At 75.2% G+C, this 13663-nt stretch carries 8 protein-coding genes and 4 pseudogenes; 7 read left to right on the forward strand and 5 right to left on the reverse strand.

The genetic code is table 11. The features are described 5' to 3' along the window. Positions 1-3299: 3299 nt before the first annotated feature. On the reverse strand, positions 3300-4598 hold the full coding sequence (locus tag FF86_RS25390) for an MFS transporter (protein ID WP_242419570.1): 1299 nt from the start codon (positions 4596-4598) through the stop codon (positions 3300-3302). Positions 4599-4752: 154 nt separating this feature from the next. Here FF86_RS25390 and FF86_RS25395 point away from each other — a divergent pair, with 154 nt between their 5' ends. The 3 genes and pseudogenes from FF86_RS25395 to FF86_RS25400 form a co-directional block, all read left to right on the forward strand. Further along, positions 4753-5316: a metallophosphoesterase gene (locus tag FF86_RS25395; RefSeq protein ID WP_044887634.1), complete on the forward strand. Its 564-nt coding sequence runs from the start codon at positions 4753-4755 to the stop codon at positions 5314-5316. Between the two features lie 16 nt (positions 5317-5332). Then, positions 5333-5527 (forward strand): annotated as a pseudogene (locus FF86_RS57585) (dihydrofolate reductase family protein); the annotation flags it as partial. 1 nt (position 5528) lies between these two features. Continuing rightward, positions 5529-5929, forward strand: a pseudogene (locus FF86_RS25400) (dihydrofolate reductase family protein); the annotation flags it as partial. Here FF86_RS25400 and FF86_RS34370 read toward each other — a convergent pair. Continuing rightward, positions 5926-7587 (reverse strand): DMT family transporter, encoded by a 1662-nt coding sequence (locus tag FF86_RS34370; RefSeq protein ID WP_157866987.1) that lies wholly within the window; start codon positions 7585-7587, stop codon positions 5926-5928. The pseudogene FF86_RS25400 and the gene FF86_RS34370 sit on opposite strands and share 4 nt — an antisense overlap. A gap of 461 nt (positions 7588-8048) precedes the next feature. On the opposite strand from FF86_RS34370, the gene FF86_RS57590 reads away from it, so the two are divergent. From FF86_RS57590 to FF86_RS25420, 4 genes and pseudogenes are all read left to right on the forward strand, one after another. After that, positions 8049-8403, forward strand: a 355-nt coding sequence (locus tag FF86_RS57590; RefSeq protein WP_242419586.1) for an enoyl-CoA hydratase/isomerase family protein, incomplete at its 3' end; no start/stop codon positions are given. Between the two features lies 1 nt (position 8404). Continuing rightward, a pseudogene (locus FF86_RS57595) lies at positions 8405-8771 on the forward strand (enoyl-CoA hydratase-related protein); the annotation flags it as partial. 217 nt (positions 8772-8988) lie between these two features. Continuing rightward, positions 8989-9777: an SDR family NAD(P)-dependent oxidoreductase gene (locus FF86_RS25415; protein WP_044887631.1), complete on the forward strand. Its 789-nt coding sequence runs from the start codon at positions 8989-8991 to the stop codon at positions 9775-9777. Positions 9778-9988: 211 nt separating this feature from the next. Continuing rightward, entirely contained in the window at positions 9989-11878 is a 1890-nt protein-coding gene (locus tag FF86_RS25420; RefSeq protein ID WP_242419573.1) for a glycoside hydrolase family 3 protein, read from the forward strand. A gap of 57 nt (positions 11879-11935) precedes the next feature. On the opposite strand, the gene FF86_RS25425 is transcribed toward FF86_RS25420, so the two are convergent. From FF86_RS25425 to FF86_RS25430, 3 genes and pseudogenes are all read right to left on the reverse strand, one after another. Further along, positions 11936-12608 (reverse strand): SAM-dependent methyltransferase (locus FF86_RS25425; RefSeq protein WP_242419575.1); only part of this gene is annotated, 673 nt, incomplete at its 5' end. A 1-nt stretch (position 12609) separates the two neighbouring features. After that, a pseudogene (locus FF86_RS57600) lies at positions 12610-12802 on the reverse strand (SAM-dependent methyltransferase); the annotation flags it as partial. A gap of 251 nt (positions 12803-13053) precedes the next feature. After that, entirely contained in the window at positions 13054-13500 is a 447-nt protein-coding gene (locus FF86_RS25430; protein ID WP_052681408.1) for a MarR family winged helix-turn-helix transcriptional regulator, read from the reverse strand. Positions 13501-13663: the final 163 nt, after the last annotated feature.

Raw genomic sequence — 13663 nt, forward strand, 5'->3', positions numbered from 1 at the left:
GCTTCGGCGACGCCGCGGACGCCGACGACGCCGTTTTCGACGCCGGGCCCGGCACAGCCGATGACCGGTCCACAGCCGATGACCGGTCCACAGCCGATGACCAGTACGCAGCCGATGACCAGTACGCAGAAGACGACCGGTACGAGGCATCGCGCCTGCCGGCGGTGCCGGATGAACCGGAACAGGCGGCGGGTCAGGTGCTGGCCGCCTCCCTCGCGCCGCCACAGGACTTCCTGGGAGTCGCGGCCGCCAGCCTGCTCGCGGCCGGGGTGATGGTGGCGCTGGCCGGGCGCCGGAGCGGTCCGGCGCAGCCACCCCAGGACGCCACGGAACGAGCGCTGCTGCTCGCCGCGGACACCGAGGCGGCCCGCTTCATCGACCGGTCACTGCGGGTGCTGTCCGCCTCGCTCACGGATCAGGCGCGTCTGCTTCCCGCGGTCTACGCGGCCATCCTCACCGAGGAGGCGCTGATCCTGCACATGGCGCCGGCGCAGGAGGAGCCGCCACCGCCGCCCTGGGCGGTCGGTGAGGTTCCCGGATCCTGGTGGATCGAGCGCACACCGGGACTCCTGGCGGAGGCGAGCGGCGGCTCCTTCGCCCAGCCGGCCCCCGGGGTACCCGCGCCGTTCCCGGCGCTGGTCAGTTTCGGCCACGACGACGCCGGCTCGCGCATTCTCGTCGACCTCGAGGGCGCGCCCGGTGTGATCAGCCTCCTCGGCGACCGCACCATCGCGACGCAGGTGGTGATCGCCGTCGCGCTCGAGCTGGCCACCAACGTCTGGTCGGACGACCTGCGCGTCTGCCTGATCGGTTTTCCCGCCGACGACGACCTCGACGAGCTGCTGACGATCGCTCCGGAACGGCTGTGGACCGCGGTCAGCGTCGCGGAAGCTCTCGACGAGCTGTCCGGTCCCGACGACGAGGATGCGGTCTACGAAGTCGGAGCCGACGGGGACGACTTTCCACTCGAAGCGGGTCAGCGGATCGCCGGCAACCCCGGGGCACTAGCCCCGGACCTGCTCGTCCTCGCGGCGCCGCCGGCCGAGGCCGACACCGCTCGGCTGATGAGAATGGCGCAGGGACGCCGACATGCGGTCGGCGTCCTCACCGTGGGCGACTCCCCGGCCGCCCGGTGGCGGTTCACGGTCGGACCGGATCGCCGGATGTCGCTGGGCGTGCTGGGTGTCGAGGTGTGGGCACAGTCCATCACCGGGCCGGAGTACCGGGCGATCGCGGCCCTGTTCCGCGCGGCCGACGCGACGGCCGTTCCGACTCCCGCCAGACCGGCCGATGACGACCCGCCGCCGCCGGCCACGCCTGCGCCTGCCTCGTCCATCGCGGCCCCGCCGTCGCCGCCGCCCCTACCGCCACGGGCGACGACCGATCCTGCACACGCCGTCGGGGCGGCGCAGGCGGAGCCCGGCGAGGCGGAGCTCGCGCCGGGACACCTCACGCCGGACGACGAGATCACCCGACCGCCGGCCCGAGCCGACTCGGTTCCCGGCGTCCTGCCGTGGACGCCGCAGCTCGCAGCGATCCCACCCCCGACCGGCCCGCAGGCTTCCGCTCCGCCGTCGGCGACGGACGAGGATCGCACCCGGCCGCCGGCGAACGGTCGCCGGGCGCCGCTCGGACCGCCGCCCGTTCCCCTCACCTCCCCGAGCGGTCCGGGGGCGTCCGGACCGACGGCACCATCGGACTCCGCAGCCTCCGGCGCCGAGCCGGCGCCCGGGAGGGCACCGGCATCCGCCCCGGCGCCCACGCCGTACCTGGCAGCACCCGGCGATGCCGGCCCGGACGACACCGACTCCACGCTGCTGTCCCATCCGAGCAGTCCGCTGATCCGGCCGACCGACCTTCCCCGCGTGCCGCCCGTGCTCTACTTCGAGACCCCACGGATGCGGGCCAACCGTGCGGCCCAATCCCAGCCCCAGGCCCCGGCGCACGCCGCTCCGGCCGCAGCGCCGCCCCCACCACCGCTGGCCGCAACAACGCCGGCCGCGACAACGCCGCCCACCACGGCGCCGCCCACCACGGCGCCGCAGCCCGCGGCGCCAGCGCCGGCCGCCGCGATGCCAGGCCTGCCGCCCGGGTCCGCGCGGTTCGCGGTACCTCCTGAGCGGGTACCGACCCCGCCACGCCCAGCGCCTCCACCGCACCCGGCGCCCCCGCCACGCCCGCCGATTCCGCCGCCCAACGAGGTGCCGAGCGGGCGGTATCCCGCCGCCTCGCCGCCCCGGGAACCATCATCGACAGCGCCCGAACCCCCCGGACCGCCACCCGCGCAGACCTCGCGCCCGCAGGCGCCGGCCGCCTATTCCGACGGGGAAACGACCATTCCGCGCGGCCGCATGTGGCCAGCCGGCCTGGTCCCGCCGTCGCCCGGGACGGCCCCACCGTCACCAGCGCCACCGTCACCAGCGCCACCGACCGCGGCGCCACCGACCGTAGCGCCAGAACCGCCACCTGCCATGGGACTCCCGCCCGTGCGTGAGCCGCGGCCCGACGAGCCGATGGCCACGGGGGAGGCCCAGGTCCGCGTCCTGGGGGTGCCCACCGTCGAGGGACCCGGCCGGCAACCGACGGACGACCTCGATCTCCTCACCGACATTGCCGTATACCTTGCCCTGCACCGTGAGGGCGCGCACCGCCGGCTGCTCGCCGAGGAGATCTGGCCCACCGACGCCGAGGCCGACGACATCGCCGTGGACGCGGCGCTGGGGGAGGTCCGTCGCTGGCTGGGAGCCGACGCCGAGGGGCGGCCCCGGCTGTCCGTCGATCCGCAGGGTCGGTGGCGGCTGAGCCCGGACGTGCGCTGTGACTGGGAGCTGTTCGTCGCCTACACCCATCGGGCCGGCATGCCCGGGGGCGACACCGAGGCGGACCTGACGACGGCCCTGCGGATGGTCAGCGGGCCGCTGTGGACGAACCTGCCCGCCGGCCGGTACCGGTGGGCGACCACCGGCCCCATCGCGCGCAGCACCCGGGCCGGCGTCGTCGACGTGGCCCACCGCCTCGCCGAGCTCACGCTGGGCTTCGGCGACACGATGACGGCCATGGCCGCCTGCCGCACCGGCCTACGGGCGGTGCCGGCATCCGAGGTGCTGTGGCGCGACCTGCTGCGTACCGTGTCGGCCCGAGGCGATCGCCGCACGTTGGAGGCGGTGACCACGGAGATGTACCGGACCATCGGCGCCGGTGGGGGACGCCGGGGGGGCCGGGCCGAGGCCGAGACGGATGCGCTGGTCCAGACGTTGCTGCCCGGGTTCAGGCGCGCGCGGAAGTAAGGCGCAGGCGGATCACGGGGTTCCCGGCCTGCCGACGTCGGTTCCCGGCCTGCCAACGTCGGTCTCCGGCCCGCCGGTGTCGGTCGCTGGCGGGCCGGAGACTCGCTCGTCCGCCGCGGGGTCGGCACGGGGAGAGCGCAGCGCGGGCGCGAAGGCGGCGATCGTCGCGAGCAGGAGGAGCACGATCGTCAGGGCACGGTGGAGGCCGACGAGCTCGGCGAGCCCGCCCACGACGGGCGGTCCGGCCAGCCAGCCGGTGTAGCCGACCGTGCTCACCACGGCGATCGAGGTTCCCGCCGACTCGCCGAGCCGGCCGGCGGTGGAGAACACAGCCGGCGCCACGCAGGCGGTGCCGACGCCCAGGGCGCCGAACCCGATCACACCGGCGGCGGAACCGAACGACAGGGTGCCGACCGCGAGCGCGCCCGCGAACCCCACGCCCGCGACCGCCGTGCAGCCTCGCACCGTCCGCGGCGGCCCGTACTGCGCCATCGCGCGATCGCCGACCAGGCGTACGGCGAACATGCACACCGTGAACGCCACGAAACCCGCACCGGCGACCCCGGCGGCCGCCCCCGTCACCTCGGCGAGGTAGACGGCGCTCCAGTCCGCGGCCACCCCCTCGCACAGGAAGCTCCCGAACGAGACGGCGCACAGCGCGGCGAACCGCGCCGACCACCGGCGACGGCCCCGCGCGCGCGACTGCTCGGCCACCGCGGCCGGCGCCGACCACCCGGCCGCGGGTTGCGCCCCCGACCGCTCGCCGGACGCTTCGGCCATCGGCCCCGCCGGGTCCGGCAGCATCCACCAGGTGGCCGGCAGGGCAACGGCCAGGCCGATCCCGCCGAGCACGGCGAACTGGGCGCCGACGGGCACCGCCAGCGCCGCGGCGACGGTACCGATTCCGGCGCCGCTCAGCGCGCCGGCCGTCCAGGCCGCGTGCGCCGTGGCCATGATCGGCCGACCGTAGCCGCGCTCGACCCCGATGGCCTGGGCGTTCGCGGCGATGTCGAGGCCGCTGCTGGTGGCACCCCACAGGAAGAGCAGGGCGAACAGCGACCACTGTCCGGCCACCAGCGGGAACAACGCCCCGACGGCGCAGTAGCTGGGCAGGGCCGCACGCACCACCCGGACGCTGCCGAAACGGGACACCGCGAGGCCGACAAGCCACAGTGTCAGGACGGCACCGACCGGCGCGCCGAGCAGGGCCAACCCGAGCCGCCCGTCACCGAGGCGCAGGTCGGTCTTGATCTGTGGCACCCGCGGCGCCCAGCTCGCGAACACCAGGGCCAGGACGAACAGCGCAATCATGGTCGCCGCCCGAGCTCGGCCCAGGCTCCGACGCCGCGACGGGCCGGTCCCGCCGGTCACGGCCGCACGCCCCATCCGGTCACCCGGTCTCCAGCCGGTCGCCCGCCCGCGGGGTCACCCGGNCGGCTCCGACGCCGCATCGGATACTGGCCGGATGCGGCTGGTCATGCTGTCCGACACGCATCTTCCGGCGCGGGCACGCGCACTGCCCGCCGAGATCTGGACCGCGATCGCGGAGGCGGACGTGGTGCTGCACGCCGGCGACTGGATCAGCCGGGACGCCGTCGACGAGCTCGCGGCGCGGGCGGGACGGCTGATCGGCTGCTACGGCAACAACGACGGCCCGGACGTCCGCGCGGTCCTGCCGGAGGTCGCCCGGGCCACGCTCGGCGGCCTGCGCTTCGTGGTCGTCCACGAGACCGGCCCGGCCCGGGGACGGGAACGTCGGATGGCCGCCGCCTACCCCGAGGCCGACGTGCTGGTCTTCGGTCATTCGCACGTGCCGTGGGACTCGACGGTCGCGCGCGCTGCCGGGCCGGCGAGCGCGGCCGGCCCGGCAGCGCGGACGCCCTCGGCGGCGCCGAGCACGCTGCGCCTGCTCAATCCCGGCTCCCCCACCGACCGTCGCCGCCAGCCCGCGGCCACATACCTGACCGCGGTGGTCGCCCGCGGTCGCCCCGACGACGTCGTCCTGCACCCGCTGCCGACGGCCGGGTGAACCGAGGGAGCGCATGATGGGCAGGTTGATCTACTCGGTGATCACGTCGCTCGACGGCTACGTGGTCGACGCCGACGGACGCTTCGACTGGGCGGTACCCGACGAGGAGGTGCACGCCTTCGTCAACGATCTGGAGCGGACGATCGGCACCTACCTGTACGGGCGCCGCCTGTACGAGGTGATGGCGGCCTGGGAGGCGATGCCCACCGACNCCCGCCCTACCGACACCCGCCCCACCGACGGCGATCGGCGTCCCGTCATGCTGGACTACGCGCGGATCTGGCAGGCGGCCGACAAGGTGGTGTACTCGACGACTCTCGACGGCGCGTCCACGTCGCGGACCCGGATCGAGCGGCGGTTCGACCCGGACGTGGTCCGCCGGCTGGTCGCGTCGGCCGACGGCGACGTCTCCATCGGCGGGCCCACCCTCGCCGGCCACGCCATCCGGGCCGGCCTGGTCGACGACTTTCACCTGTTCCTCACGCCGGTTGTGGTCGGCGGGGGCGTGCGCGCGCTGCCGGACGGCGTCCGGGTCCGGCTGGAGCTGCTCGGGGAGCGCCGGTTCGCCAGCGGCGTGGTGCACCTGCACCACCGTGCCACCAGCACCCTCTAGCGACGCGCTCCCTGCAGACGATGACGCGACCGGCCGGGGCTCAGGCCACCGGCGTCGGCGGCGAGGATCCGGCGGGTGGCGCGACGCAGCCGGTCGGCCTGCCGCCGCAGTTCCTCAGCCCTCGCGTCGAGCTCGCGCCGCGCCGCGATCAGGCCCTCCGGCGGCACCGCATCGCCGCCGAGCGCGTCCCGCGGCCGCCCCGGCACGGGCATAGGCACGGAAACGGGCACGGAAACGGGCACGCTCGAACCGGACGGGAGCGCGCCCGGCCCGGCGGCGGCCGCGGTCGCTTCGGTCGGAAGTCCGCTGCCGCGGGCCGGCCCGTCGGCGTCCGCCCAGCCCGTCGGAACCGCGGCACCCGGCATCGGCGAGTGGGCATCGGCGCTCACGGTCCGGCCGTCGAGATCCGTCAGGACGGCGCCGGCGCCGGCCCAGGCAACGCCGGCGCCGGCCAGATCGGCGGCACCGGCGGCATCGGTGGCATCGGCGGCACCGGCGGCGCGCGGCATCGGGCGCCGCCGGTGGGACTCGGGGCTCACGGCCCGGACCGCGGCGACCGCCCGCGCCGGCCGTCGCGGCCGTAGCTGTTCCTCGAAGCGGTCCCGTTCGTCGGCGAGGCTCGCGAGCTCCTCGCCGATGCGGTCCAGGTCGCGCTGTAGTCGCCGGCGCAGGCGTCGTACCGCCGGGCCGCTCGTTCCAGCCTGCCGGCTGCGCCGCAGATCGTGGCGCAGCCGCTCCAGGTCGTGGTGCACCTGCTCCTCCAGCCGGGACAACCGGCCCTGCGCCTGCCGCGCCGCGAGCCGCGAGAGCTGACCGGTGATCAACGGCGAGCGCGCCAGCGCCCGGACGCCGACCGTCATCACGATCAGGCCGAGCAGCTCGCCGGCGATCGCAAGCGGGGTCAGCCGCAGCCCGCCCCCGAGCAGCCCCACACCGATGGCGACGCCGGCGAGCGGCTCGACGCTGACCGACGCCGGCAGCGACGCGGGCAGCGGGGCCATCTCGTAGGCGCTCTGCGCGAGCAACGCACTGATCACTGCCACGGCCGCGACCGCCCAGGGCAGCCAGGACCGGGCCAGGGCGTTGACGCCGTCGGCGGTCAGCAGGTGGCCGGCGGCACTGACGAGCGCAGCCTGCAGCGCGGAGAGCAGGCCCGCGGCGCCGGCCAGCAGCGGCGCGCGCCGCACGGCCGCGAGCCCCCGCGTCCCCCAGACCGCGCCGAACACAATCAGCCCGACGAGGACTCCCGTCAGGACCCAGCCGCCGGAGGTCGCGGTCTCGGAATCGCCCGCGTCCGGGTTGCCGGCGAACACGAACAGGGCGAGCCCGACGGCGGTCGCGGCGGCGGCCAACCAGTCCCGCCGCGGCACCACGCGGCGCGCGAGCAACGCGGCGAGCGGCAGGGCGAACAGGAGCTGGCAGATCTGCAGGGGTTCGACGAGCGCGACGGCGCCGTGGGTCAGCGCGGCCCCGGCCAGCAGGCTACCCAGGGCGCCGATGGCGACGCCGAAGTCCCACAGCGGCCGGCGGACCAGCCACAGCAGCAGCCGCAGCCGCAGAACGTCACCGGGTGGCGCACGGAAGGCCACCCGCTGCTGGATGACGGCGGCCACCCCGAAGCACACGGCGGCTCCCAGGCCGAGCAGATAGGTCGCCACTCCTCCTCGATCCCGCCGTGGTCCCGTCGCGCCCGTCGGCGACGGTCCGTCCGTCGCCTCGTGGCGCCGGCCCCCGGCGTGTGCCCGGCCGCATCGGCGGCCGGTTCCCCACAGGGTGTCATGCCGGTGGCCAGATGGCGGTCAGCGGTCGTTCATCCGTCCCCGTTCGGGCGCCGCAGGCGCTACATCTCACACTGGACGCCGACCGCGACCGCTTCGCGGGCACCCCGGGACAGCGCGCACGCGAACATCGCGGGCGGTATGAAGGGACGGCAGCCCGATGTGACCGGAGCGACAACGCGACCGAGTCACAGAGAAGCGACAGAGACAGGTGGACGATGCCGGTGGACACCCNGACGACCCTCGAGCATGACGATGCCCCGGTCCGGTACGACGTGACCGACCAGGTCGCGACGATCACCTTCGACCGTCCGGACAAGCTGAACGCGCTGACCGTGGCGATGGGCGACCGGCTGTTCGCGCTGCTGCGGCGGGCCGACGCCGACCCCCGGGTCCGGGCCGTGGTGATCACCGGGGCGGGGCGGGCGTTCTCCGCCGGCGCGGACCTCGCCATGCTGGCACACACGCCGGTCGAGGGTCGGGATTCGTTGATCGTCTCGCCGGAGAACGGCCCCGCGATGATCCGCTCGCTGCGCCTTCCGGTGATCGCGGCGATCAACGGTCCGGCGGCCGGGCTGGCGTTCGCGGTCAGCCTGGCGGCCGACGTCCGGTTCGTCGCCGTGGACGCGAAGCTGTCGCTGCCGTTCTCCCGGCTGGGCCTGTACTCGGAGTACGGGTCGGCCTGGCTGCTGCCCCNGTTGATCGGTGCCGGCGCCGCCGCGGACCTGCTGCTGTCCGGCCGCGTCTTCCTCGGCGCCGAGGCGGGCGAGCTGGGCCTCGCCCAGCGGGTCCTGCCCGCCGCCGAGGTGCTGCCAGCCGCCCTGGACTACGCCCGCGACCTGGCCCTGAACTGTTCACCGGACTCGCTGGCGATGATCCGCAGCATGATCGACGACGCCGCCGTCTCGCCCCTGGCGGCGCACTACGCGGCGACCGTGCCGGTGATGCGCGCCGGCCTGCGCGCGTTCGACTTCGACGAGGGCGTCGCCGCCCGTCGGGAGAAGCGCGCCCCGCAGTTCCACGAACGCGTCCCCGGCGACACGGACCGTCCCGCCTCGGCCTGACGGCACCCGACGCGGGCGGCGTCAGCCACCTCCACGCACCGCCAAGATCATCGCCGCCGCCCGCGCTACCGGATCACCTCGGTCCCCCACCCGCACCGCTACCCCGGCGGCCGCCGGGGGGTGACGGGCGCCCCGCGTCGGGGCATCGACCAGACTGGAGACGTCTGGGTACAAGCCGATGCATTGCGACATCAAACCGGCGCGAGGAGGCGTTGCGATGAGCGAGCGGGCAGCGAGCGAGCAGACGGGGAGCGAGCAGACGGGGACGGCCGTGGTGACCGGCGGCGGGACGGGGATCGGCCGGGCGATCGCGCGGGCGCTGGCCGAACGCGGCGACCGGGTCGTCATCGTCGGGCGCCGCCCCGATCGGTTGGAATCCGCGGCCAAGGACATCAACGCCGAGGTCGGCGGGCCGCCCGTCCTGCCCTTCGCCGCCGACGTCACCGATCCCGACCAGGTCGAACGCCTCGCCGGGTTCGTGACCGGCGAGTTCGGCACCCTGGATGTGCTGGTCAACAACGCGGGCGGCACCCACCCCGCGCCGGTGACCTCGCTGCGCGACCTCGCGGCAAGGCACACGACCCTCTACCTGCAGAACGTCGTCAGCGCCCTGCTGGTCACGCAGGCGCTCGGCCCCGCGATCCGGCGGCCGGGCGGGCGCATCATCATGATCAGCTCCAGGTCGGCGCGCAGCGCCGGCGGCGACCCTGGCTACGCCGCCACCAAGGCGGCGCTCAACCGGATCGTCGTCGGCCTCGCCAACGACTACGGCCCCGACGGGGTGACGGTCAACGCGGTCGCCCCCGGTTATGTGCCGGACACCGAGCTGTACTCCGGGGCGATCCCGGCCGAGTGGCACGAACGGATCGTCGCGGGCATCTCGGTGGGCCGCGGCGGGGCGCCCGCCGAGATAGCCACCGTGGTGCGCGACCTCGCCGCGCCGGGTTCGTCGTTCGTCAACGGCACCGTCATCGAGGTCGACGGCGGCCTGCGCCCGAGTACCTGAGCCAGCCCGAGTACCTGAGCCAGCCCGAGTACCTGAGCCAGCCCGAGTACCCCAGTACCTGAGCCACCACGTCGGGTCGGCCCGCGCAGGGCGGGCCCACGGCCGTCCTCGTTCACCCAAATGATCAGGAAGGCGGTCGATCACTCATCGATGGGATGAGCCCCGGTGCTCCGCCGGACGCGAGGCCCGCTCTGTGCTGAGCGGATCTGTGGTGACCCGATCTGTGGTGAGCGGACGGCAGCGCCGGCCGCCGCGGGCCGTCATCGCGCTGCTGGCCTGCCTCCTGCTGGTCGCCGGCTGCCTCGGGCGGAGTCCGGAGCGGGCCGGCGGAGACGGCGCCCGCGGCGCCACGCCCCCGACCCGGGACGCACTCGCCGCGGCCGTCGGGGCCGCGCAGCCGACCTCGTCCCCCGCGCCCTCCGCAACGGCGAGCCCCTCCCCGGGGCCGACGGTCGACGATGCGGAGACGGCGTGGGTGGAGTCGACGCTCGCGCGGATGACGCCCGAACAGCGGATCGGCCAGTTGCTCATGGGCTACGTGTTCGGGACGTCGGCGGATGACCGCGCGCCGAGCGCGCTGGCCGGCAACCGGACGGTCGCGGGCACGGACACGGCCGCCGCCGCCGTGCGCGATCTCGGCCTCGGCGGCGTCGTCCTGTTCGACGCCGGGGGCACCGGGCCGGGCGCGTTACCTGACAACGTCGTCGCCCCCGGCCAGGTCCTCGGCCTCACCGCCGGGCTGCAGGGCGCCGCGGCCATCCCCCTGCTCGTCGCCGCCGACCAGGAGCAGGGACCGGTGATGCGGATCCGCGACGGGGTGACCCTGCTGCCCGACGCGATGGCGCAGGGCGCGAGCGGCCGTGTCGAGGACGCCCGCGACGCCGCCCGGGTGACCGGCACGGACCTGCGCGCGCTCGGGATCAACGTCGACTTCGCCCCCGACGCGGACGTCAACACCAACCCGGCCAACCCGGTGATCGGCGAGCGGTCGTTCGGCGACGACCCGGCCGCGGTCGCCCGCCTCACCGCCGCGGCCGTGAGCGGGTTCGCCTCGGCGGGGGTGGCCGCCGCCCCGAAGCACTTCCCCGGGCATGGCTCGACATCGGTCGACAGCCACCTCGACCTGCCGGTGGTCGCGTCGTCCCGCGAGCGGCTCGACGCCGTCGACCTGGCGCCGTTCCGGGCCGCCGTCGCCGCCGGGGCGCCGATGGTGATGGTCGGGCATCTGCTCGCCACCGCGTTGGACGGCGAGTCCCCGGCGTCGCTGTCCCCGGCGGTGGTGACCTCGCTGCTGCGCCGGGAGCTCGGCTTCGACGGCGTGGTCGTGACCGACGCGCTGAACATGGCGGCGATCACCAAGCGGTACTCGCCCGGCGAGGCCGCCGTGCGCGCCGTGCTCGCCGGCGACGACCTGCTGCTGATGCCACCGCGGCTGGTCGAGGCCCGCGACGGCCTGCTCGCCGCGCTGCGCGGCGGCCGGATCCCGGCCAGCCGCATCGACGACTCGGCGCGGCGCGTGCTACGTCTGAAGTGGCGCCTCGCGCATGCCACCCCGGCTCCGGCCGGCGACGGACCCGCCGTGGCCGCCCGGGTCGCGTCCCGGTCCGTCACCCTCCTGACGCAGGACTGCGGGATCCTCCCCCTGCGCGCGGGCGCCCCGGTCACGGTCGCCGGCTCGTCCACCGCGGCCGCCCGTCTGCGCGCGGCCCTGGCCGCCCGGGGAGTCGTCGCCCCGGCACCCGGCGCCGCCGGCGGGACCGCCGCGACGCCCCCCGGCACCACCGGCGGATCCGCCGCCACGGGGCCCGGCAGCGCCGGCGGATCCGCCCCGGTGACGATCGTCCTCGCGGGAGGCGCCGGGCCGCCCGCCCGCACCGACCCCGGCACGGTCGTCGTCTCCACCGCCACGCCCTACCACCCGCCGACCGCCGCCGCCGCGTGGCTGGCCGTCTACTCCACCGATCCGGCCTCCATCGCGGCCCTGGCCGCCGTGCTCACCGGCACCGCCCCGCCGCGCGGCCGCCTTCCTGTCACCGCGACCGCCCCCTCGGGTCGTCCCCTCCCCCGCGGCTCCGGCCTCACCACGCTGCGCCCCTGCTGACCCCCGCGCCCCGAGCCGGGCCGGGCGTGGGCGGCGGGGCTGCCGGCGGCAGGCGGGCTAGTGCTTACGGCCGATGGCCCCGTAGGCGCTGACCTGCGCGTCGGTCAGGTCGGCCGGCACGGCGGCGTCGGGCCGCCAGCGGTGCACGGAGACCAGCCCCGGGTCGAGCAGTTCCAGCCCGGCGAACAGCGCCTCGACCTCGGCCCGGGTCCGGGGCCGCAACGGGATGCCACGCGCGCGGTAGGCCTTGGCGCCGGCCTCGATCGTCGGGTCGTGGTCGGGAGTGAGATGGGACAGGACGAGGTAGCTGCCGGCCGGCAGGGCGTCGACGAACCGGCGGACGATGCCGCCCGGGTCGTCGGAGTCGGGCAGGAAGTGGCCCACCGCGAGCAGCGACAGCGCCACCGGCCGGGACAGGTCGAGGGTGTCCGTGACCTCCGGGGCGGTCAGGATCCGCCTGACGTCCCGCACGTCGGCGTCGAGGTAGGCGGTCCGCCCCGCCGGGGTGCCGGTGAGCAGCGCGCGGGCGTGGGTGAGCACGATCGGATCGTTGTCCACATAGACGACCCGCGCGCCCTCGACGGCCTGTTGGGCGATCTCGTGCAGGTTCGGGCTGGTCGGGATCCCCGTGCCGATGTCGAGGAACTGGTCGATGCCGGCCTCGCCGGCCAGGTGGCGCACCGCCCGGGCCATGAACGCCCGGTTGGCACGGGCGGCGATGCTCGCGTTCNGCGCGACAGCCCGGGCCTGCTCGGCGGCCTCCCGATCGGCGGGGAAGTTGTCCTTCCCGCCCAGGTAGTAGTCGTACATCCGAGCCGGGTGAGGCAGGTCCACCCGCAGGTCCACCGGCTTCGGGTCGTCGGCCATGGACCGCCACCACGGCGTCTCCTCCGAGCCCTCGGACCCGTGCGGATCCGTGCCGATCTCCGTGTTCACCACTGCCCTCCACTGCCCTCCACTGCGCTGATCCGCCCCGATCGGCGCCAACGGCCACGGGTGCCCATGCCGACAATAGGAGAGGTTCGTCCCCGGTTCCCGGCGCCCCCGTCCCTCGAGCCGGCCACCCTCAGGAATCGACAGGGCAACAGGAATTGACGGCGCAACGCGATGCCGTCGAATTCCCGCCTGGTAGGGGTCAGCAGTTCCGTCGCCAGCCGGCCGGCTGCGCCGCGGCGCTACGAGACGAGGGCGCCGAAGACGTCGGGGACGGCCTCATCGAGCACGATGCCGGTGGCGATGCGGGTGAGGTGGGCTCGGTCGGCCGCCGGGACCTCGACGACGAGGTCGGCCAGCCGCTGGCTGACCTCGTCGTAGAAGGCGTCGGTGAGCCGCTTGCCGTCCGGGGTGAGGGAGACGGTGATGGCGCGCCGGTCGGTCGCCGACATGGCGCGACGCAGGTAGCCGCGGCGCTCCACCCGCTCGACCAGGCCGGTGACGCTGGACTTGTCCAGCCGCAGCATCACACTGATCTCGCCCATGCCGCGGGACTGGTCCTTGAGCACACACATCAGTTGGGCCTGCGGCACGGACAACCCGTGACCGGCGCAGACGTCGGCGTAGATCGAGTTGACCAGGTAGGACAGCCGCACCAGGGCCACCGGTGTCGTGAACGTCGCGCCCACCGCGGATCTCCCCTCGCGTCGCCGTGCAGACACTGTACCGCCGGCAGTTTGCATTGCCGACCTTATTGATTAGTGATACATACTATACGTGCTACAAACAAAAATGATCGCGATGCGAGCTCGACACCACCCCGTCTGGGGGAATGGACAGTGAGCGGCCTGG

The organism is Frankia sp. CpI1-P, from assembly GCF_001421075.1.
GTDB lineage: Bacteria > Actinomycetota > Actinomycetes > Frankiales > Frankiaceae > Frankia > Frankia torreyi.

What these genes read in the sequence shown, in the direction of transcription:
- FF86_RS25415 (WP_044887631.1), top strand. Translation starts at nt 8,989, where the DNA reads ATGAGCGAGCGGGCAGCGAGCGAGCAGACGGGGAGCGAGCAGACGGGG.
- FF86_RS25395 (WP_044887634.1), top strand. Translation starts at nt 4,753, where the DNA reads ATGCGGCTGGTCATGCTGTCCGACACGCATCTTCCGGCGCGGGCACGC.
- FF86_RS25390 (WP_242419570.1), bottom strand. Translation starts at nt 4,598, where the DNA reads ATGATTGCGCTGTTCGTCCTGGCCCTGGTGTTCGCGAGCTGGGCGCCG.